Raw genomic sequence first — 21,633 nt, 5'->3', positions numbered from 1 at the left:
CGTCCTCGGAAAATGGCGGCAGCTCAACGCAGAGCGAAAAAATTCAGCAGTAAATTCTGGTTTTAAGGATGAATAAAAATTCCCGATGGGAATTAAATATTCGTTGTGGCGAATTTATAGGTGAAAGCGGACGGGCCGTCCAGAGAAATCTGGAAAGAATATTTCTTGTGGGGAAAGTCGCGCCGTGGGCGCGGGCGGCAAGCGGTAAGCTTCAAGCGGCAAGAAAAAAGCCTAAGCCAGGCTCCATTTGCTTTTGCTCTTCGAACCGAGATGGTCCAGACGACGCCAATCGCGACTTGGGCGCTGGCCGGCCGGCTCTTCCCACCGGGTCCGTGTCTGCTGCGCGACAGCGCGGCGCCGAGGCGGCGGGCGATCTCCTACACAGAGGCGAGCGGCTTACTCGCCCTGCGCCCCATAGTTCATGATCGACAGCAAGCGGATCGGCACTTGCACCAGTTGCTCCGGCCCATGCGGCACCTCACCGTCGAAGGTCAGGCTGTCGCCGGCTTCCATCCGGTACAACTGATTGCCATGCCGGTAAATCAGCTCGCCCTCCAGCAGATGCAAAAACTCCGTGCCCGGATGCGAGAAGGTCGGAAACTCTTCGCTGGCGTCATCCATGCTCACCATATACGCCTCGAAACTCTTCTTCGGCCCACGGGTGTGGTTGAGCAGATGATAGGTATGGCCCTTCTCCGTACCGCGGCGCACCACCTCCAGCCCTTCATCCTTTTTGACCAGCAACGCCGTACTGCCCTGCTGATCGTACTGGCTGAACAGTTTCGACATCGGCATGCCCAGCACATCGCATAAACGGCCCAGGTTATCCAGGCTGGTCGACACCTGCGCATTCTCGATCTTGCTCAACATCCCTTGGCTGATGCCGGCGATGCGCGCCACATCCGCCAGCTTGAGTTCCTGGGCCTGGCGCTGGCGTTTGATCTGAATGCCGATGTACTGCTCCAGCTTGAGCTTGGGGGTGTCCGATTGAGTCATAGGCTGTGCACGGTTTCCGTTCAATAATTTTTATTTCGCACTGAGAATGTGCAGCGACGTTCGTATGGCTGTTTTGCCGGTGAAATATTCGCGCTGGGAAAACAAGTTTCCCATATATACAGAACAAAAGGCTTGATCAAAGGTTTTTTAGCCCTGCTTGAAAAACTGGCAAGGGCATTGCATTCCTGTAATGAAAGTAAGTTTCCTGATCGGAATAAGTGCTTCCGGCAGCGAAACAGGGGTTCTTCTTTCAAGCCGCTTTCGTCACAGGAGTCACGCTCTATGTTGCCAACAGAAACACAGCGTCTGATCCAGGAGCACGGCATCAAGTACGTGCTGGCTCAGTTCGTCGATATTCACGGTTCGTCCAAGACCAAATCGGTGCCGGTCAGCGGCCTGGAAATGGTAGCCGAGAGTGGCGCCGGTTTCGCCGGGTTCGCCATCACCGGTATGGGCATGGAGCCGCACGGTCCCGACTTCATGGCCCGTGGCGACCTGTCGTCACTGGTACCGGTGCCATGGCAGCCCGGTTATGGCCGCGTGGTGTGCATCGGTCATGTTGAAGGTAAACCCTGGCCTTACGACAGCCGCTATGTACTGCAACAGCAGGTCGAGCGTCTGAGCCAGCGTGGCTGGACCCTCAACACCGGGCTGGAGCCTGAGTTCAGCCTGTTCAAGCGCGATGCTGCCGGCCACCTGCAACTGGTCGATGCCAGCGATAACCTCGACAAGCCTTGCTATGACTACAAAGGCCTGTCGCGTTCACGCGAATTTCTCGAACGTCTGACCGAAGCCCTGCAACCGGTGGGCTTTGATATCTACCAGATCGACCACGAAGACGCCAACGGCCAGTTCGAGATCAACTACACCTACAGCGACGCCATGGAGTCGGCCGATCGCTTCACCTTCTTCCGCATGGCCGCCGGCGAGATCGCCAACGACATGGGCATGATCTGCTCGTTCATGCCCAAGCCGGACCCCAAACGGGCCGGTAACGGCATGCACTTTCACCTGTCGATCAGCAGCGCAACCAACAAGAACCTGTTCCACGACGCCAGTGACCCAAGTGGCATGGGCCTGTCGAAAATGGCCTACCACTTCGCCGCCGGCCTGCTGGCCCACGGTCCCGCGCTGTGCGCGTTTGCGGCCCCCACAGTCAACTCCTACAAGCGGCTTGTGGTTGGCAACTCGCTGTCGGGCGCGACCTGGGCGCCGGCGTTCATTGCCTTTGGCTCCAACAACCGCTCGGCCATGGTTCGCGTGCCTTATGGGCGCCTGGAGTTCCGCCTGCCGGATGCTGGCTGCAACCCGTATCTGGTCAGCGCCGCAATCATTGCCGCTGGCCTGGACGGTATCGATCGGCAGTTGGAAGTCCCGATGGTGTGCAACGAAAACCTCTACAAGCTGGGCCTTGAAGAGATCGCTGCACGCGGCATCAAGACCCTGCCGCAATCGCTCAAGGAAGCCTGCGACGCGCTGGAGGCCGACCCGCTGTTTGCCGAAGTGCTGGGCCCGGAAATCGTCGGCGAGTTCATCAAGCTCAAGCGCATGGAATGGGTGGAATACAGCCGCCACGTCAGCGACTGGGAAGTGAAGCGCTACACCGAGTTTTTTTAAGCGACACGTTTCAAGCCGCAAGCTGCAAGCAAAAGCAGAGTTGCGGTGAGTACACGATTTTCTATCAACACGGTCAGCTCGAAGCTTGCAGCTTAAAGCTAGCCACTGCCGAACAAAGTGAGGCCTGCCTTATGTGTGGAATTGTTGGTTTGTATTTGAAGAACCCGGCGCTGGAATCGCAGCTCGGCAAGCTCTTCGAGCCGATGCTCGAAGCCATGACCGATCGCGGCCCCGACAGTGCAGGTTTTGCCATTTATGGCGATGAAGTGGTTGATGGCTGGGTCAAGCTGACCTTGCAAGCCACCACCGAAGGCTATGACTTCGCCGCGTTGGTCGATGGCGTGAAGAGCAAATTGGATGCCGAGCTGGACTGGTTTCAGAACGCCAGCGCCATCGTGCTGAAAATCAAGGCTGAAGAAGCCGCAGTACGTACCGTACTGGCCGAGCTGGCGCCGAGCGTGCGCATCATGAGCGCCGGGCAGAGCATCGAGATCCTCAAGGGCATGGGCTTGCCGCAGGAGATTTCCGAGCGCTTCGGCCTGGCCGCCATGAAGGGTAGCCACATCATCGGCCACACTCGCATGGCCACTGAAAGTGCGGTGACCATGGAGGGCAGCCACCCGTTCTCCACCGGTGCTGACCTGTGTCTGGTGCACAACGGTTCGTTGTCCAACCACTTCCGTCTGCGCCAGGAGCTGCGCCGTGAAGGCATCAACTTCGAGACCGAGAACGACACCGAAGTGGCCGCCGGTTACCTGGCCTGGCGCCTGCAACAGGGCGATTCCCTGAAACAGGCCTTGGATAACTCGCTGGAAGCCCTCGACGGTTTCTTTACCTTCGCCATCGGCACCCGCAACGGCTTTGCCGTGATCCGTGATCCGATTGCCTGCAAGCCCGCGATCCTCGCCGAAACCGAGGACTACGTGGCCATGGCTTCGGAGTATCAGGCGCTGTCGAGCCTGCCGGGGATCGAAAACGCCAAGGTCTGGGAACCTGTTCCCGCCACCATGTACATCTGGGAACGCGAGTCGGCTTAAGGAGCACGCATTATGAAAACCATCGATCTGTCCAGCGCCAGCGTGCGTGATCTGAACCAGGCTCTGCATGACCAGGCCAAAACTGTCGAAGAGCGCGAGTGGCTGGTGACTCATCCCAACGGCGCGCATAACCTGGCGGTGGGCGTCAACGAAGCCATCTCCATCGATATCCAGGGCCACGCCGGCTATTACTGCGCCGGGATGAACCAGAAAGCCTCGGTCACCGTGCACGGCAATGTTGGCGTCGGCTGCGCCGAGAACATGATGAGCGGCTACGTGCGGGTCAAAGGCAGCGCCTCCCAGGCAGCCGGTGCCACCGCCCACGGCGGGCTGCTGGTCATCGAAGGCGATGCCGGCGCGCGTTGCGGGATTTCCATGAAGGGCATCGACATCGTGGTCGGTGGCAGCATCGGCCACATGAGCTGCTTCATGGGCCAGGCCGGGCGCCTGGTGGTATGCGGCGATGCCGGTGATGCGCTGGGCGACTCGTTGTATGAAACCAAAATCTTCGTCAAAGGCAGCGTCGAGTCACTGGGCTCTGACTGCATCGAGAAAGAGATGCGCGCCGAGCATATCGAAGAGTTGCAGGCGCTGCTCAACCGCGCCGGTTTCAAGGAGAACGCCGCCGATTTCAAACGCTACGGCTCGGCGCGCCAGCTGTACAACTTCAAAGTCGACAACGCCAGCGCGTACTGATCAGGAGCACTAACCATGACCGAGTTTTCCAATTCCAAAGCCCAGGCTCCGGTCCTGCGCGAGTCGGCCACCTTCGATCGCCTGACCATCCAGGAAATCCAGCGCGCCGCCGAAACCGGCATCTATGACATTCGCGGCGGCGGCACCAAGCGCAAGCTGCCGCACTTCGATGACCTGTTGCTGCTCGGCGCCAGCGTGTCGCGTTATCCGCTGGAAGGCTATCGCGAGAAATGCGGCACCGACGTGATCCTCGGTAACCGTTTCGCCAAGAAGCCGTTGCACCTGAAGATTCCGGTGACCATTGCCGGCATGAGTTTCGGCGCACTGTCGGCCAATGCCAAGGAAGCGCTGGGCCGTGGTGCCAGCATCGCCGGCACCAGCACCACCACCGGCGACGGCGGCATGACCCCGGAAGAGCGCGGCCAGTCGCAGCACCTGGTTTACCAGTACCTGCCGTCGCGCTACGGCATGAACCCGGATGACCTGCGCAAGGCCGATGCCATCGAGATCGTTCTGGGGCAGGGCGCCAAGCCGGGCGGCGGCGGCATGCTGCTGGGCATGAAAGTCACCGAGCGAGTCGCGGGCATGCGTACCCTGCCGATCGGCGTCGACCAGCGCTCGGCCTGCCGTCACCCGGACTGGACCGGCCCGGACGATCTGGCGATCAAGATCGCCGAGATTCGTGAAATCACCGACTGGGAAAAACCCATCTACGTGAAAATCGGCGCCAGCCGTCCTTACTACGATGTGAAACTGGCAGTCAAAGCCGGTGCCGATGTGATCGTGCTCGACGGCATGCAAGGCGGCACCGCTGCGACTCAGGAAGTGTTTATCGAACACGTCGGTATCCCGATCCTGCCGGCCATCCCGCAAGCGGTTCAGGCCCTGCAGGAAATGGGCATGCACCGCAAAGTGCAATTGATCGTCTCCGGCGGGATTCGTAATGGTGCAGACGTGGCCAAGGCCATGGCCCTGGGCGCTGATGCGGTAGCGATTGGTACGGCTGCACTGGTGGCGCTGGGTGACAACCATCCGCGGCTGGACGAAGAGCTGAAAAAGATCGGCTCGGCCGCCGGTTTCTACGACGACTGGCAGAACGGCCGCGACCCTGCCGGTATCACCACCCAAGACCCGGAACTGGCCAAACGTCTGGATCCGGTCGAGGGCGGGCGCCGCCTGGCAAACTATTTGCGTGTATTGGTGCTCGAAGCCCAGACCATGGCCCGCGCCTGCGGCAAGAGCCACCTGCACAACCTCGACCCCGAGGACCTGGTGGCCCTGACCGTCGAATCGGCGGCCATGGCCCGCGTACCGCTGGCCGGCACCAGCTGGATTCCAGGCTCGCAGTATTGATTCGGTGATCCCTCTGTGGGAGCGAGCAAGCTCGCTCCTACCGATGATCGGCATCACATCCCGAGAGGCCGCAAAGGCCCGTTTTCCAAACAACATTCCCCGCTGCCAGACACTTTCCATTACCCCGCAGGAGCGTTGAAGATGGTTAATCGTCTACCTGGCAAATCCCTTCTTGCAGCACTGGCGCTGGGCGCCTGTATTCCTTTGGCCCAGGCGGCCGAAACCCCGACCCTCAATACCGGCAGCACCGCGTGGATGATCACCGCCGCGGTGCTGGTGCTATTCATGTGCCTGCCCGGTCTTGCCCTGTTCTACGGCGGGCTGGTACGCGCCAAGAACATGCTCTCGCTGTTCACCCAGTGCTTTGGCATCGCCGGGCTGGTCGGTGTGTTGTGGGTGCTTTACGGCTACAGCCTGGTGCTGGACACCACCAATATGGTCGCCGGGGAGGTGACCTTTAATAGCTTCGTCGGCAGCCTGAACCGCGCTTTTCTGGCCGGCCTGACCCCCGACAGCCTGGTCGGCGAAATCCCCGAAGGTGTCTTCATCACCTTCCAGATGACCTTCGCCATCATCACCCCGGCGCTGATCGCCGGGGCCTTTGCCGAGCGCATGAAATTCTCCGCCGCGCTGCTGTTCATGGCGCTGTGGTTCACCCTGGTTTACGCCCCGGTGGCGCACATGGTCTGGGGCGGCGGCGGGGCGGTGATGCACAACTGGGGCGTGCTTGATTACGCCGGTGGCACCGCTGTGCACATCAACGCCGGGGTCGCGGCACTGGCGGCCTGCCTGGCACTGGGCAAACGCAAAGGCTACAAGAATGAACCCATGCCGGCACACAACCTGAGCCTGACCATGGCCGGCGCGGCGATGCTCTGGGTCGGCTGGTTCGGCTTTAATATCGGCTCCGGCGGCGGCCTTTCCGGGTTGTCCGGGATGGTGATGATCAACACGCAGGTCGGTGCGTGCGCCGGGATCATTGGCTGGATGTTCAGCGAGTGGCTCAAAGCCGGCAAACCCAGCGCGCAAGGGCTGGCCTGCGGCGCGCTGGCGGGCCTGGTCGGCATCACCCCGGCCTGCGCCTACGTCGGCGTGGGCGGTGCGCTGGTGATTGGCCTGCTGTGCGGCGTGTGCTGCTACCTGGGCGTCACCGTGCTGAAGAAACGCCTCGGCTACGACGACAGCCTCGACGTCTTCGGCCTGCATGGCATTGGCGGGATTGTCGGCGCGGTGCTGACCGGGGTGTTCTGCGTGCCGGCACTGGGCGGTTTGGTGCCGGACGCCAACATGCTCGATCAAGTGATCGCACAGATAAAAGGCGTGGCGCTGACTGTGGTGTATTGCTTCGTGGTCAGCTGGGCGATCCTCAAGGTGGTCAAGGCACTGGTCGGTTTGCGCGCCGATGACTCGACCGAAGAGCTGGGCCTGGATCTGGGCGAGCATAACGAGCGGGCGTATAACCACTGAGTTCAGGGATAGCCGCCTTGCACCCATGCAAGGCGGCCAGGTTCTCCTTTTCAAGTCCTTCAACGAGTGGAACGCCGCCCGCGCTGGCGCGATTTTGGGGCGCAACCCGCAGGGCCTCGGCGCGGTTGTGATGAAACGGCAACAGACCAGGAGTCAGTACTCAGTCGGGCTGGTGGTTGATCTGCAAGCGTGTGGCCAGGCTGGCCAGTCGTTTGTCCAGCGTCCACAAATGCGCCCGAGTGATCAAGGCTGATGCCAGCAGTGTCATGTCCACCAGCCCGCACCCCAAACCGTAGAGCTTGTGCTGCTCCACGAAAGTCATTACTTCGGTCCATGTGGGTTGCTGGCAGTGCTTCAAACTGGACAGATCTGCCAGCGTTCGAGTCCGCTCAGGTGGTGTACCGCACGCCAGTTCACCCATAACCATGGGGTGGATCAGCACCCGGTCCTGTTGAAGCAAGTTCGAAAGGCCCGGGGTGTAGCTGCGAAAGTGAGCCACCCAGATAGAGGTATCGACAAGCACATCCATCATTCGGATGCATCACTTCGACGGGGGATATCCTCCATTGAGGGCATTGCAGAGCCAAGGGCTGCCAAACGCTTTGCTGCCTGAATACGGACAAACATCTGCACGGCCTCACGAAAAAGCTCGGCCTTGTCCATGTTAGGGTCTGCGACTTCAAGGGCACGTTCATACAAGGCGTCATCAATCGTAACGGTCGTTCTCATGATCAAGCTCGCATCTGTCATCAATAATGATGCAATTCTACATCAGCCTTGATGAGGTCGGGGCATCTCTGTCAACGTTAGACGCTCGACAGGCTGTTGAAAAACGACCTGCTGGCTGAGGGCGTACGGCGCTCAGCCTCCCACAAAAAAGCCGGGCATCGCGCCCGGCTTTTGCGTCACTTAGCGTATCTCAACGAAACGCCGGCACCACGTGCTGGATGAACAGCTCCAGCGATTTCTTCTTCTCGGCGTGCGGCAGGCTGTTGTCGCACCAGAAGCTGAACTCGTCGACACCCAGTTCCTGGTAGTAACGAATACGTTTGATGATTTCTTCCGGGGTGCCGATCATGGTGTTTTTGCGGATGTTCTCCAGTTCGAACTCCGGGCGCTCGGCGAATTTCGATTCCGGGCTTGGCTCCAGAAAGCCGTTGACCGGTACGGTCTTGTTACCGAACCAGGCGTCAAAGGTGCGGTAGAACTTGTTGATCGCGGCGGCGCCGACTTTCCAGCCGTCCGGGTCATCTGCGCTGTGCACGTGGGTGTGGCGCAGCACCATCAGTTGCGGGCGTGGCACGTCCGGGTTGTTGTCCAGCGCGGCCTGGAATTTGTTTTTCAGGTCCAGGACTTCTTCGTCGCCTTTCATCAGCGGCGTGACCATCACGTTGCAGCCATTGGCAACCGCGAAGTTGTGCGAGTCCGGGTCGCGGGCGGCGATCCACACCGGTGGGGTGTTGATCGGCTTGGGGATGCTGGTGGAGGTCGGGAATTTCCAGATCTCGCCGTCGTGGGCGTAGTCGCCTTGCCACAGGGCCTTGACCACCGGAACCATCTCGCGCAGGGCCTTGCCGCCTTCGGTGGCGGGCATGCCGTTGGCCAGGCGGTCGAACTCGACCTGATAGGCGCCACGGGCCAGGCCCACTTCCATGCGGCCGTTGCTGATCACGTCGAGCAGGGCGCACTCACCGGCCACCCGGATCGGGTGCCAGAACGGCGCGATGATGGTGCCGGCGCCCAGGTGGATGGTCGTGGTGCGGGCTGCCAGATACGCGAGGATCGGCATCGGGCTTGGCGAGATGGTGTATTCCATGGCGTGGTGTTCGCCTACCCAGACGGTGCTGAAACCGCCTTTTTCGGCCAGCAGGGTCAGCTCGGTCAGGTCATCGAACAGCTGCCGGTGGCTGACTTGCTCGTCCCAGCGTTCCATATGCACGAACAACGAAAATTTCATGACGTTACCTCGGTCTTGGCGCCCGACAGTGAGTGGGGAAGGGCGGGTCTGTATTTTTTGGTATACCGTAATATCGAATGCTGACGCAGATCAAGCCGCCGTGGGCAGGGCACCCATTTTGCCCAGGCAATACACCATCGGTGCGACGGGCTGCTCAGGCAGGATCAGGTTCTTCACTGCGCCAACCATGATCGCGTGATCGCCACCTTCGTATTCGCGCCACAGCTCGCATTCAATGATCGCCGTAGCACCGGCCAGCAATGGATTGCCCAGTTCGCTCAAGCTCCACTCGATGCCTTCAGCCTTGTCTTTGCCCTTGCGCGCGAAGGCATAAGCTTCGGTTTTCTGCTCGCTGCCGAGCAGGTGAATGGCAAAGCGTTTGTTCTTGATCAGTACAGGATAGGAGTCGGAGCTGTAATTGGGGCAGAACAACACCAGGGCCGGTTCCAGGGACAGCGCGCTGAAGGCGCTGGCAGTCAGCCCGACCACTTGGCCATCATCATCCAGGGTGGTGATGACGGTAACGCCGGACGGGAAGGAGCCCATGACGTTCTTGTAGACATTCGGGTCGATCATTGGATACCTCTCGTTGGAGACCGCTGGGGGCGCGCTGGTGTGGACGGAGCCGAAGCAGATTGTTGTCTGTCTGATGGTATACCGTAATACTTAATTCGCAAGTGTTTTTGTTGCATCGCTTGTCTGAGCCTGACGCTGCAATTGGGCTGTATGCCTTGATATTTCTGACCTGCACCGTTGTTTGCGGCCGCTTCTGACGCTTGACAGGCGCCTGTTGAGGGGCCGAAAGATGGCCGGTAGGGGGTTGTGTGTATGTGGCATACCATAATATGGTGTTATCAGCGCAATGAATGGCACGAATGACACCTTCATTGCCTCACACTCATTCCGGCCCTGTTCAAGCAGGGCGCTGCATGGTTTGGCTCTGCACAACAACAAATTCAGGCGAGACGATGTTTCTTCACTTTTACCCAATGGTGCCGGTCACCACGCTGCCCAGCGTTATTCGATTCGTAACGGATTTCTCAACTGCCAAGAGTCTGCGCACCTTCAGTGCGTAAGGCGTCGGGCCTGCCGCTTTTCTAAGCCCGGATGATTGAGCCTCGCCGGCCCGCCATGCGCAGGTCGTGGCCCGGCTCGTCCGGAAAAAGCCGCAGGGCCTGATGGGTTTGTCATCTGGCGCCCGCCACGGCGTCGGCCATCGGTTTCGAGATAGCGACTATGTCCAAGCACAACACGCCCCAGCAAAACCCACATGACAGCGGCAGCGCGCCGCTGATCGAAAACCACACCGTTGATTACGTTCCCCCGGCAGAGCGCCACGGCAAGGCCCGCGACCTGTTCACCCTGTGGTTCAGTACCAATATTGCGCCACTGCCGATCGTCACCGGCGCGATGGCCGTGCAGGTGTTTAACCTCGACTTTTTCTGGGGGCTGCTGGCGATTGTGCTGGGTAACCTGATCGGCAGCGTGGTCATCGGTCTGGCTTCGGCGCAGGGCCCGCAACTGGGCATCCCGCAAATGGTCCAGAGCCGGGGCCAGTTCGGTCGTTACGGCGCGTTGCTGATCGTGTTCATCACCGCGCTGATCTACGTCGGCTTCTTTATCTCCAACATCGTCCTGTCGGGCAAGTCGATCCAGGGCCTGGCACCGTCAGTGTCGATGCCCACCGGCATCCTGATCGGCGCACTGAGCGCTACCGCCATCGGCGTGATCGGCTATCGGTTCATTCACACCCTCAACCGGATCGGCACCTGGGTGATGGGCGCGGCGCTGTTGGCCGGCTTCAGCATGATCTTCCTGCAAGAGTTGCCGGATGACTTCTTCATTCGTGGCGGCTTCGATGCCGCCGGCTGGATCGCCACCTTGTCGCTGGGCATCATCTGGCAAATCAGCTTCTCGCCATATACCTCGGATTACTCGCGCTACCTGCCCAAGGAAATCGGCATCGGCAAACCGTTCTGGGCTACCTACTTCGGTGCCAGCCTGGGCACTATCGCCTCGTTCAGCTTCGGCATGGTCGCAGCATTGGCCACCCCGCAAGGCACCGAAGCCATGGCGGCGGTCAAGCAATCCACCGGCTGGCTGGGGCCGATCCTGATGGTGCTGTTTCTGCTCAACATCATCAGCCACAACGCCTTGAATCTGTATGGCGCGGTGCTGTCCATCGTCACCTCGATCCAGACCTTCGCTGCGCAGTGGACGCCGAGCATCAAGCTGCGCGTGGTGTTGTCGACGATCATTCTGGTGGGTTGCTGCCTGGTGGCGGTCAGCGCCTCGGGCGACTTTATCAGCAAGTTCATCGGCCTGATCCTGGCACTGCTGATCGTGCTGGTGCCGTGGGCGGCGATCAACATCATCGACTTCTACCTGATCAAGCGCGGCGTGTACGAGATCGAGTCGATCTTCCGCAATGACGGCGGCATCTATGGGCGCTTCAACCCCCACGCGATCATCGCTTACGCCATCGGCATCCTGGTGCAACTGCCATTCGCCAACACCTCGCTGTACGTCGGCCCATATGCCAACTACATCGAAGGCGCCGACCTGTCGTGGCTGGTCGGTCTGGTGGTCACTGCGCCGCTGTATTACTGCCTGGCCACGCGCAGTAAAAGCGAAGCCAGTCGGGCTGCACGGTTGCGGTACAACGACTGAGTGGATCATCCCGCCCAAGGGCGCCCCGGCCGTGTTGCCGGGACTCGGGAATGGGTCGTGCAGCCACTGTATGCCCCCGGTGGGAGCGACCTTGCTCGCGAAGACGGCGGCACATTCGCTACAAATGCTGTGACTTTAATGGCCTCTTCACGAGCAAGCTCGTTCCCACAGAGGTTTGCGGCGCTTAATTGAACAGTATTGGCTTTAGCCCCGAAGCTTTAAGCCCTGAAGCTTTCAGGGCCCTTCGCGGATAAATCCGCTCCTGCAAACCGTCGGGATCAGAACTGGCCTTTGAGACTCAGCACGAAGTTGCGCGGCTCACCATACAGGTTGCCGTAGCCACTGGACGAGACGGTGCTGTAATAGGTCTTGTCGAACAGGTTGTTGCCGTTCAGGGCCAGCGTCCAGTGCTCGTCGAGCTTGTAGGCCGCGCGCGCTGAGTAGATCGTATAGCCGCCTTCGACGTAGGAGTAGTCCAGCGACTGTGTGCCACCCAGCGGCACGACGCTGCCGGCCTCGCTTTGCGCGCTCTGGGCCAGGACCCCGGCGCCGATGCTGAGTTTGGGCAGGCTCTGCAAGCGGTAGTCGCTCCACAGCTTGAACAGGTGCCGTGGGGTGTGGCTGCTGAAACGCGCGTCGCCTTCGCGCTTGTTCTCGTTGGCGTTGTAGGTGTAGCCCATGGCGACCTGCAAGCCCGGCAGCACTTCGCCGTTGAGTTCCACTTCAAAGCCCTGGCTCAACTGGTAGCCATTACCGATGTAGCAGCACGAGGTCACGCTGCCCCACTGGCGTGGGTAGCTGGTGTCTTGCTGGCCTTCGCCTTTCTTCTCGATGCGGTACAGGGCGAAGCTGCCAAGCAGTTTGCCGTCGGCCATTTCGCTCTTGATGCCGATCTCGTAGTTGGTGCCGGTCATCGGCTCCAGCGCCTTGCTGCCTGGCGGCGGGCCTTGCAGCAGGGTGGACTGGGTCTTGTAGATTTCGGCATGGCTGGCGTACAGGCTGACGCTCGGGGTCAGTTCGTAGACGATGCCGTAATAAGGAACGAACTGGCTGTCGACGTCCAGCGACGACAGTTTCTGGCCGGTGGCGCCGACGTACTCGGTGTCTTCCTTGAGGGTGTAGCGGCCGCCGACGATCAGCGATAACTCGTCGGTCGGGCGAATCCGCAACGAGGTGTACGAACCGACCTTGCGGATGTCGGTCGAGGTGTCCGGGAAGCTCTCGGCGGTCGGGAAGTAGGCCGGCAGGGTCGGCGCAAAAATCGTATCCGAGTACAGGTAGTTCCAGTAGCTGCCGCCGCGGCTTTTGATCTTGGTCGCATCGACACCGACGGTCAGGTCGTGGCTGTGACCCAGCAGCTCGAAAGAGCCCTGCAGGTTTAGGTCGAAGGTGGTCTGGGTGTTGCGGTAGCTGTGCTGGTTGTTCCACCAGTCGCCGCCGGTGCCGGTAGCACGATCGATGGGGTTTTCCAGCTCGACCACGTTCTGGTCATTCTGGTTGATGTTGTGGCGCAGGTTGGCCACTGCCTTCCAGTTGTCGCTCAGTTGCTGGTCGAGACGCACGAACAGTGTGGTGTTCTCGATATCGTTCCAGCTCCAGGGCGTGGTCATGTTGGTGCGCCGCGACAGGCCCAGGTCGCCGCCGTCGGCGTAGCGGCCGATGGTGTTGCGCACGCCATTGAGGTCATCGCGCTGATGGCTGAAACCGGCCAGCAGCAGGGTGTCGTCGGTGGCATCGAATTCGAACGAGGCGTAGTTGAGGTTGCGCTTCTTGTGATCGTAGTTGACGAAGTTGCGCTTGTCTTCCAGTGCCGCGACATAGCGGCCACGCAGGCGGCCGTCCAGGCCCAGGGGGCCGGTAACGTCAATCTCGCCACGGTAGTTGTCCCAACTGCCCGCCGAGGTCTGCAATTTTACCTGGTTGAAAGCCAGCGGCCGCTTGTACATCAGGTTCAGTACGCCGCCAGGCTCGCCACCACCGTACAGGCCATCGGCGCCGCGCAGCACGCCGACGCTGTCGAACTGCGCAAGGTCTTCATAACGGGCGCTGTCGAGCAGGGTAGAGGTCGCGCCACCCTGATAGCGCACGTCATTGATCGCGAAACCACGGGACAGGTAGGTGTTCTTCGCCCAGGCCTCCTGGCGCGAGATGCCGGTCATCTGGTTCATCACCTGATCCATGCTCTTTAGCTGCTGGTCTTCCAGGCGCTGGCTGGTGATTACGGTCACCGACTGGGCGATGTCCTTGAGCTTTTGCGCACTTTTGCCGCCCATGGCGGTGGTGCCGGGCGCATAGCTGCCGGTGTTCTCGGTGCTTTCACCCAGGGCCTGGCCCTCGATGTTGGTGGCCGCCAGCTCCACGCCCGAAGCGCTGTCATGAGTGTCGACGGGCAGTGTTTCGGCCTGTAGCGGGCCGTGCAGCAGCATGCTGCTCAGGGCCAGGCAGACAGACAGGTGCAGGGACGTACGCTGGAAGGAGCGGGGAGGGAGCATGGGAGAGATCCGAATGTGAGTGCTAATTGTTTTCGGATGCGAATTATTTACATTTGAATTGATTTTACAAGTGCCCCCTAACGAAATTTTTACAAAATGTTTTTTCTTGAGCGTAATACCACCCCTAATTGTTGGCCTCAATTAATCAGATCGGGAAACCTCGGCGGGCAGTTCCTGCCCGCCAAGGGTCGCGAGTAACCAGCGAATGTCGGCGATCATGCGCCGTTATTGGCGCTTGTCGGGGCCTTGGCAATGACCTTGATTTCAAAGTCGAACCCGTACAACCAGGTCACACCAACGGCGGTGATGGTCGGGTAGGGCGCCTCGCCCCAGTATTCGGGCACCACCTGCCAGATGGTTTCGAAGGTCGATTGCGGATCGACCATGAACACGGTGACATCCACCACGTCCTCGAAGCTGCCACCCGCGGCCTCAAGAATGGCATTGAGGTTGTCAAAGGCCCGGCGTACCTGATTCTGCAAACCGGGTTCCGGCGAGCCGTCTTCACGGCTGCCGACCTGGCCGGACACGAACAGAAAACCATTGGAACGAACGGCCGGCGAGTAGCGGTTGCGCTCATAAAGGGCCTGGCGGCCAGCGGGGAAAACAACGTCACGTTGGGTCATGGGAAACTCCTGGGGATGAGCCGGAAAGCGATGTGCTGAAGGCCACTTTAGGTGGCGCCCCGGTGCGGATAAACTCGCAAACTCACCCATCACTGTTTGTAAATCGCAAACAATCAGGAGCGCTGATGGACCGTTTCGACGCGATGCTGGCCTTTGCCCGCGTAGTGGAAACCGGCAGCTTCACCAAGGCTGCCGACACCCTGCACCTGAGCAAGACCAGCGTGACCCAACTGATCCAGCAGCTTGAGGCGCGCTTGCGGGTGCGCTTGCTCAACCGCACCACGCGCAAGGTCAATGTCACCGCCGATGGCGCGGCCTATTACGAGCGCGTGGTGCGGCTGCTGGCCGATATGGACGATGCCGAAACCAGCCTGTCGAGCGCCGCTGCAGTGCCACGTGGACGGCTGCGGATCGATGTGCCCAGCCCGCTGGCGGCCAAGGTGTTGATCCCGGCCTTGCCAGGCTTCTACGCCCGTTACCCGGACATTCAACTGGACATGGGCGTCAGTGATCGCAAGGTCGACCTGATCGACGAAAACGTTGACTGCGTGGTGCGCGGCGGAGAATTGACCGATCAGTCGCTAATCGCGCGACGACTCGCTGACTTGCGGCTGGGCGTCTACGCCGCGCCGGCTTATTTGCAGCGCTTCGGCACCCCGGCGCACCCCCGTGAGCTGGAAGATAGCCGCCACCGGATCGTCGGTTATCTCTGGGCCCGCACCGGTAAACCCTTGCCCTATGCCATGCAGCGGGGCAACGAAAGCCTCAAGGTCCACGGCCATCACGCACTGGCGGTCGATGACGGGAATGCCTATCTGGCCGCCGGCCTGGCCGGGCTGGGTATTCTCTGGCTGCCGGAGTACATGGCGACAGCGCATGTGCAAAGTGGTGAGCTGATGCAGCTGTTCAGCGACTGGCAGCTCGATTCGATGCCGATGTACATCGCCTGGCCGCCGAACCGGCACGTCAGTGCCAAGCTGCGGATGTTCATCGAGTGGGTGGTGGAGATGGTGGGTCATAAGGGGTAATGCCGATCAGTTAAGGACAACGCGGTCTTATGGGAGGAGCCGGCCGGGGCCCCGGTCTGCTGGCGAATGCTGCGGTGCATCCACAGCAGATGTGCCGGCTTTACTGGCACTGTCGCGAGTAGAACTCCCTCCCACCGAGACTGAGTACGATCCGAAATCGCTTAACTGATCGGCATTAGTCATAAGGGGTAGTTCAAAAGCGTAGAGAGCAGAAAATATGCAGTCGCTTACGTGACTGTCTTATTTTCACGTGTTGATCTGCTGGAGAAAAGTCAGACTATTAGTTAATGACGTTAACTTGTGTAAAATCGCTTTTCGTGCCGTCGTCAGTCTTCAGTATTGGATGGGCTCTTTGGAAGAGCTAGCTCTCGTACCCCGCACTGGAGTACGCAGGTAAGATCCGGAATCGTCCTCGCTGCATGAAATTGCCGCCCGGCCTGTCCTTGTCTGACAGTATATGGCGAGCAACAGGCGAACACGTTAGGTGCATCAGGTCTTGCCATGGACTTCAGAAGGTAAATAGGCTTTCTGCGGATGCGTTTAATGGGGGATTTCATTTGAAAATAGAAACTTTTTAATAGGGAGTACACCGGTGTCAAGCGAAGAGGCTCAGGCAAAAGTAATGGAGCAGGCAACCAGTCTGATAAGCGAGTGGAATCCATGGTTAGGGCTAGCGTTCACTGTGGGCATAATGACTTGGGCCATCATCCGCGCCAGATCTGCACACTTTCTCTTTGACAGACTCTGGCGATTCATCGGAGGGGGGGCGACAAGTGATGGGGATCTGGTCAGTGCATGGGCGGTTGTCAAGGACATGGAAGGTTTCAGATTCAGAACAGGCATCAATTTTTCTTCGAAGGAGGCGTTCCTCAAGACCCTGAAGTGGCTTGAAAGTCACCGTATGAACATCAGTGACCTGTCATTCGCGAAAGCTTGGATAGGTGATGAACCTTGGAAAGTAAAAGATCCTGAACTGAGCACCTGGAAGTACCTGATTTATACGGGTATCGGTTTTTTCTGGGTAGTAGGATTTCTCATGATGTCATTCGGGGCTCAGACAGAGGCGTTACTATCAGTCAAGAAAACCGGAACAATGTTCTGGACAGATGGTTTGAAGGCGACAGATTTTGCGCTTGACTGGAGCACACACGATTTCATTGTACTCAGGTCCGATTGTCAGCAGCCGGGGTTGGAAATAGACGGTGTCACCAAAGAAGATCTGGAGGTTATCTGCTCCAGCCTAAATGCCGCGGTTTCTGATGAGGTGAAGAGCATACTGCGGGAACAGCAGATCATGGGCTGGGTCTTGGGTACTGCGTTTTTTCTGGTTGTCTTGATGATCGTTCGATACTTGGCCAGCGCACGCATGGCGAAGAGATTAAGTGTACTTGCTGCTCCTTGACATGCTCGTGCTGCGCTATCAGACAGAGGTGGTTTCAGGCGGTCAGGATCCGGGGGTCTAAAGTTGTTAATCCCATTTCTGGCCGCACCTTGTCATGTTTTGGGTGAGAGTTAATTATTTCGATTCGCTCTATTGACTTTGTTTAGCTTGCCCGCGCATGATCGCCGGGCAATCACTGCGCCACGGACTACCAATGCCTACTAGCCTTGACCATTCGCCGCTTTCCCGGGACCTCTGTCTCGCGGCGTGCGTGTGCGTGTCCGTTGCCAATAAATCCAAGAAACAGTCGCTCATTTGACCGGGGCGCGCTGTCCCGTCAGATGGGCTGACAGGACACCAAGGCGCCAGGCAGATACCCTCCCAGCACCCGCTCCCGCACCCTCCTGACGAGACCCGCCGGTCTACTCAAGGAGATTTTGCATGTCAGCTTTTCGTGGTATCTGGGTCGCGCTGGTCACGCCGTTTCGTGACGATGAAATCGATTTTCCTGCCCTGCAGCACCTGGCTGGCAAGCTGCTCGACGACGGAGTTCGTGGTCTGGTGGTCTGCGGCACTTCCGGCGAGGCCGCAGCGCTCAGCCATGCCGAGCAACTGGCGGTGCTCGATGCGGTGCTTGAGCGGGTGCCGGCCGATCAGGTCATCATGGGCCTGGCCGGTAATAACCAGCGCGAGTTACTGGCTTTTCAACAACAGATCCAGCAACGGGCGCTGGCTGGCCTGCTGGTGCCGGCGCCGTATTACATTCGTCCGTCCCAGGCCGGGCTGGAGTCGTTCTTCCAGACCGTGGCCGATGCTGCCACGGTGCCGGTGGTGCTTTACGACATTCCTTATCGCACTGGCGTGCGTATCGAGCGCGAGACGATCCGGCGGATCGTGCGCCATCCGCGTATTGCAGCGGTCAAGGATTGTGGCGGCGACCTGGACACCACCACTGCACTGATCGCCGATGGCAATGCCGAGATTCTCACCGGCGAAGACCTGCAGATCTTCAACAACCTGTGCCTGGGCGGTGCTGGTGCGATCTCGGTGTCAGCGCATATTCGTGCCGACCTGTATGTGCAGATGCAGCGTCAGGTCGACAACGGCGAACTGGCCGCCGCCCGCGCGACCTTCTACCGTCTGCGCGAGTGGATGCAGGCCGCGTTCTGCGAACCGAACCCGGCGCCGGTCAAAGCGGCACTGGCATTGCAAGGTTTGCTGGTGCCTGACTTGCGTGCGCCGATGCAAGGCTGTTCAGTGGCGACGCGGGAGCGTCTGGCTGATGTGCTGGCGCAACTGGACCTCAAGCCCCGGATCTGAAACCGGTCAAACAGCTTCAGTCGGGCAGGGCAGCGGTCCTGCTCCTGATCTGTTGCAGGGCTCGCTGGTACACCGGGTGGCAGGGTTCAGGCAGATCTTGCTCCAGTGGTTGCCAGAAAAACTCAAAAACCCGGCCGCCATCGTCCGCGGTGGTAAAGCGCCAGTGCTCCGGCACTGGCCCGACAGCTTCGCAGCACTGCAAAGACCACAGTTGCCCATCAACGCCGCAAGGCCAGACGCCCAGGTCGCATTTGATTCGGGCGCCGGTAAGCCCCGATTCTTCCGCGAGTTCGCGCACGGCCGCCTGGGCTGCTGACTCATCAGGTTCAATACTGCCTTTCACCAGTTGGTAGCCGGCCAGCGGGTGCCGGAACGCAAGGATCTGCACTTGTTCGCCCTGGCGCCGCAACAGCACCGGGCAAGCCTTGCCCGGCTTGTCCAATAGCATCTCAATGAACGGCGCCTTGCCGGCCAGGTATTGGCCCATACCGGCCGTGTTACTCGCTTCGAGTTCGAGCTTGAGCGCTTGATAACGCTGGCGCAGTACCGCGTCCGCACGCAACAGGTCGCGAAACCGCAGCACCCGTTCAATCTGCGGATGACCGGTTACGCAGATGTGCAATTTGTGAGTGCGCACACCGTCGACATTGCGCCGATAAAAATGATGCCCCGGTGTAAGGTCGCTGCCGCGTACATAGCCGAACCCGGCCAACACGGCATCACGCTGAGCTTCGTTACAGTGTTCACGGACTTCGATCAGTACGTCGATTTCCGGCTTGGCAGCCAGCCCTTCGACGGCGGTGCTGCCCACATGGTGGGTGGCAACATGCTCAGTACCGAAGGCTGCAGCAAGCTGTTCAAGGGTTGCCTTAAACAGCGCTGGCCAGCGATCGTCGTAGGGGGTAATGGTGCTGGTGAGTGCCATGCTGCGTCCTTGTATCGGCGGCCAATAAGAAGCGGGGCGCGATAGTAACGGCTCAGCGCGCATGGCGCACCTCTGTTTCAGGCCGCAAAGCCACCATCAATGGTCAGGTTGGCACCGGTGATATAGCCCGCTTCCGGCCCGGCCAGGTAGGCGACAAACCCGGCGATCTCTTCGGCGCTGCCGTAGCGGTCCAGTGCCATCAGGCCCAGCAGGCCTGGCGCCATTTCACCGTTGGCGGGGTTCATGTCGGTGTCCACCGGGCCGGGTTGTACGTTATTGACGGTGATGCCCCGTGACCCCAGATCACGGGCCATGCCTTTGACCAGACCGATAAGCGCCGACTTGCTCATGGCGTAGGTGGCCCCCCCTGCGAAGGGCACGCGCTCGGCATTGGTGCTGCCAATATTGATGATTCGCCCGCCAGTGCCCATATGTTGCAGCGCCGCCTGGCTGGCGACAAACACGCTGCGTACGTTGATCGCCAGGGTGCGGTCGAAGTCGGCCAGCGGCAGCTCTTCGACCGAGCCCAAGGCCAGTACACCTGCGTTGTTGACCAGAATGTCGATCCGGCCAAAGGCTTCTGCTGTTTGTGCGACCGCCTCAATCACCGCTTCGGCGTCGGCGCTGTCAGCCTGGATGGCTAGCGCTTTGCCGCCAGCGGCAATGATTTCGTCCTCCAGCGCCTGGGCTTTGCTGGCCGAGCTGACGTAGGTGAAGGCGACGCTGGCGCCCTCGGCGGCGAGGCGTTTGACGATGGCTGCGCCGATGCCGCGTGAGCCGCCTTGAACCAGAGCGACTTTGCCGGCGAGTGAAGGGCAATTAGTCATGGTTGTTCTCCTGAAAGGGTCAGGGCGATGCGCCCCGCAGTGAGTCAAGTATTGCGGGTGAATTACCAGCCCGGTAGACCATTAATCGCATGCTCTGAGTAAACCAGAAGTTTATGATCAGGCCGTGTTTGTCTTCTGCAAGGATCGGCCATGGAAACCTTTGGCAGCATCGAGAGCTTTATCCGGAGTGCCGAAGCCGGCAGTTTCGCCGAGGCCGCGCGGCGGCTGGGGCTCACTTCCGCCGCAGTGGGCAAGAATGTCGCTGGGCTGGAAGCGCGGCTGGGCGTGCGGCTGTTTCTGCGCAGCACCCGCCGACTGACCCTGACCGAAGCAGGGCGACGCTTTCTTGATGAGGTCGGTGGCAGTTTTGGTGTGATCCAGAATGCCGTGGCTAACCTGGCCAGCGCCGAAGGCCAGCCCGCCGGTACGCTCAAAGTGAGCATGGGCCTGATGTTCGGGCGGCTTTATGTGCTGCCGCTGCTGGGTGAGTTTTTGCAGCAGTACCCGGCGATTGTCGCTGACTGGCATTTCGATAACCGTCAGGTCGACCTGATCGGCCAGGGCTTCGATGCCGCCATCGGTGGAGGATTCGAACTGCCGCCTGGTGTGGTGGCGCGCAAGCTGGGGCCGGCCCACCGCATTCTGGTCGCCGCCCCGGAGTATCTGCGCCAGAACCCGGTCGAACACCCGGATGATCTGGAAAACGCCGCCGGCATCCTGATTCGCTCGCCACAGACTGGCCGGGTACGCAGTTGGCCGCTGACTCACCGCGATCAGGAGCAATGCCCGCTACGCCTGAAGCCGCGCATGACCCTGAGCGATTCCGAAGCCGCCTGCGCCGCCGCCGAGCAGGGCCTTGGCATCGCGCTGGTGAGCCTGCCGTTTGCCTTGCCGTACCTGGAACGTCAGCGTCTGGTACGGGTACTGCCAGACTGGTATGTCGACGATGGCAATATTTCCCTGTACTACGCCGAGCACAAACTGTTGCCGGGCAAGACCCGCGCGTTCGTCGATTTTCTGCTGGAGCGGTTCAAGGCGCAGGGGCTGGCGCAGCGGTTCAGCGCCGTTTGAGGCCGTGACCATCGGGGCGCGACAAGCCCCGCCGTTCAGGGTGGGGAAGGAGTGCCACAGAGCAAGCGCTTGAGCGGCAGCTCAGCTAGCTCCCGCAGGTTAACTACAAGGCCGCTGCACCACGAGCAGGCAGGCTGCGCAATAAGCGTGCGACTGGCCCGTGCAGAAAA

General features: G+C 60.0%; 19 protein-coding genes and 1 pseudogene. 10 read left to right on the top strand and 10 right to left on the bottom strand.

What is annotated here, in order from left to right; translation table 11 throughout:
- Positions 1-396: 396 nt before the first annotated feature.
- Positions 397-996, bottom strand: coding sequence for a helix-turn-helix domain-containing protein (locus NJC40_RS21815; RefSeq protein WP_045491856.1), 600 nt, complete (start codon positions 994-996; stop codon positions 397-399).
- 282 nt (positions 997-1,278) lie between these two features.
- Between NJC40_RS21815 and glnT the strand changes: the two genes are divergently transcribed.
- The 5 genes from glnT (at position 1,279) to NJC40_RS21790 (ending at position 7,166) form a co-directional block, all read left to right on the top strand.
- Entirely contained in the window at positions 1,279-2,613 is a 1,335-nt protein-coding gene (gene glnT, locus NJC40_RS21810; RefSeq protein WP_045491854.1) for a type III glutamate--ammonia ligase, read from the top strand.
- A 131-nt stretch (positions 2,614-2,744) separates the two neighbouring features.
- Entirely contained in the window at positions 2,745-3,650 is a 906-nt protein-coding gene (locus NJC40_RS21805) for a class II glutamine amidotransferase (RefSeq protein ID WP_253142224.1), read from the top strand.
- Between the two features lie 12 nt (positions 3,651-3,662).
- Positions 3,663-4,346 (top strand): GltB/FmdC/FwdC-like GXGXG domain-containing protein, encoded by a 684-nt coding sequence (locus NJC40_RS21800; protein WP_045491850.1) that lies wholly within the window; start codon positions 3,663-3,665, stop codon positions 4,344-4,346.
- A gap of 15 nt (positions 4,347-4,361) precedes the next feature.
- Entirely contained in the window at positions 4,362-5,699 is a 1,338-nt protein-coding gene (locus tag NJC40_RS21795) for an FMN-binding glutamate synthase family protein (protein ID WP_045491848.1), read from the top strand.
- Between the two features lie 141 nt (positions 5,700-5,840).
- A complete protein-coding gene (locus tag NJC40_RS21790) occupies positions 5,841-7,166 on the top strand; it encodes an ammonium transporter (protein ID WP_052483507.1) in 1,326 nt (441 codons plus the stop codon).
- 160 nt (positions 7,167-7,326) lie between these two features.
- On the opposite strand, the gene NJC40_RS21785 is transcribed toward NJC40_RS21790, so the two are convergent.
- The 4 genes from NJC40_RS21785 to NJC40_RS21770 form a co-directional block, all read right to left on the bottom strand.
- Positions 7,327-7,695 (bottom strand): type II toxin-antitoxin system VapC family toxin, encoded by a 369-nt coding sequence (locus NJC40_RS21785; protein ID WP_253142281.1) that lies wholly within the window; start codon positions 7,693-7,695, stop codon positions 7,327-7,329.
- Entirely contained in the window at positions 7,695-7,895 is a 201-nt protein-coding gene (locus NJC40_RS21780) for a type II toxin-antitoxin system VapB family antitoxin (protein ID WP_045494840.1), read from the bottom strand. Before NJC40_RS21780 ends, NJC40_RS21785 begins: the two co-directional genes overlap by 1 nt.
- Positions 7,896-8,085: 190 nt before the next feature.
- The gene (locus NJC40_RS21775; RefSeq protein ID WP_253142225.1) at positions 8,086-9,123 is read right to left on the bottom strand and encodes an LLM class flavin-dependent oxidoreductase; all 1,038 of its coding nucleotides are present in this window, start codon (positions 9,121-9,123) and stop codon (positions 8,086-8,088) included.
- A gap of 90 nt (positions 9,124-9,213) precedes the next feature.
- Complete coding sequence (locus NJC40_RS21770; RefSeq protein WP_045491844.1) at positions 9,214-9,699, bottom strand: flavin reductase family protein; 486 nt, start codon at positions 9,697-9,699, stop codon at positions 9,214-9,216.
- A gap of 660 nt (positions 9,700-10,359) precedes the next feature.
- Here NJC40_RS21770 and NJC40_RS21765 point away from each other — a divergent pair.
- Positions 10,360-11,793, top strand: a complete 1,434-nt coding sequence (locus NJC40_RS21765; RefSeq protein WP_253142226.1) for a purine-cytosine permease family protein — start codon at positions 10,360-10,362, stop codon at positions 11,791-11,793.
- A 278-nt stretch (positions 11,794-12,071) separates the two neighbouring features.
- On the opposite strand, the gene NJC40_RS21760 is transcribed toward NJC40_RS21765, so the two are convergent.
- Positions 12,072-14,285, bottom strand: coding sequence for a TonB-dependent siderophore receptor (locus tag NJC40_RS21760; RefSeq protein WP_253142227.1), 2,214 nt, complete (start codon positions 14,283-14,285; stop codon positions 12,072-12,074).
- A 215-nt stretch (positions 14,286-14,500) separates the two neighbouring features.
- Positions 14,501-14,911 (bottom strand): RidA family protein, encoded by a 411-nt coding sequence (locus tag NJC40_RS21755; RefSeq protein ID WP_253142228.1) that lies wholly within the window; start codon positions 14,909-14,911, stop codon positions 14,501-14,503.
- Positions 14,912-15,036: 125 nt separating this feature from the next.
- Between NJC40_RS21755 and NJC40_RS21750 the strand changes: the two genes are divergently transcribed.
- From NJC40_RS21750 to dapA, 3 genes are all read left to right on the top strand, one after another.
- Positions 15,037-15,939 carry a LysR family transcriptional regulator gene (locus tag NJC40_RS21750; RefSeq protein ID WP_253142229.1) on the top strand — a complete coding sequence of 301 codons (903 nt, stop codon included), beginning with the start codon at positions 15,037-15,039 and terminating at the stop codon, positions 15,937-15,939.
- Between the two features lie 592 nt (positions 15,940-16,531).
- Positions 16,532-17,341, top strand: coding sequence for a DUF6216 family protein (locus tag NJC40_RS21745; protein ID WP_253142230.1), 810 nt, complete (start codon positions 16,532-16,534; stop codon positions 17,339-17,341).
- Positions 17,342-17,761: 420 nt separating this feature from the next.
- Positions 17,762-18,640: a 4-hydroxy-tetrahydrodipicolinate synthase gene (dapA, locus tag NJC40_RS21740; protein ID WP_253142231.1), complete on the top strand. Its 879-nt coding sequence runs from the start codon at positions 17,762-17,764 to the stop codon at positions 18,638-18,640.
- A 16-nt stretch (positions 18,641-18,656) separates the two neighbouring features.
- Here the strand turns inward: dapA and NJC40_RS21735 are convergent, their stop codons facing one another.
- The 3 genes and pseudogenes from NJC40_RS21735 to NJC40_RS21725 form a co-directional block, all read right to left on the bottom strand.
- Complete coding sequence (locus NJC40_RS21735; protein ID WP_231906620.1) at positions 18,657-19,088, bottom strand: NUDIX hydrolase; 432 nt, start codon at positions 19,086-19,088, stop codon at positions 18,657-18,659.
- 3 nt (positions 19,089-19,091) lie between these two features.
- Positions 19,092-19,565: pseudogene (locus NJC40_RS21730) on the bottom strand (GrpB family protein); the annotation flags it as partial.
- Positions 19,566-19,642: 77 nt separating this feature from the next.
- The gene (locus tag NJC40_RS21725) at positions 19,643-20,392 is read right to left on the bottom strand and encodes a 3-oxoacyl-ACP reductase family protein (protein ID WP_253142232.1); all 750 of its coding nucleotides are present in this window, start codon (positions 20,390-20,392) and stop codon (positions 19,643-19,645) included.
- A gap of 150 nt (positions 20,393-20,542) precedes the next feature.
- Here NJC40_RS21725 and NJC40_RS21720 point away from each other — a divergent pair, with 150 nt between their 5' ends.
- Positions 20,543-21,463, top strand: coding sequence for a LysR family transcriptional regulator (locus tag NJC40_RS21720; RefSeq protein WP_253115724.1), 921 nt, complete (start codon positions 20,543-20,545; stop codon positions 21,461-21,463).
- Positions 21,464-21,633: the final 170 nt, after the last annotated feature.

The sequence above is a fragment of the Pseudomonas sp. 21LCFQ02 genome (genome assembly GCF_024129895.2).
Lineage (GTDB): Bacteria > Pseudomonadota > Gammaproteobacteria > Pseudomonadales > Pseudomonadaceae > Aquipseudomonas.
The sequence above is the reverse complement of the archived record's forward strand: the minus strand, read 5'-3'. Positions and strand labels throughout refer to the sequence as shown.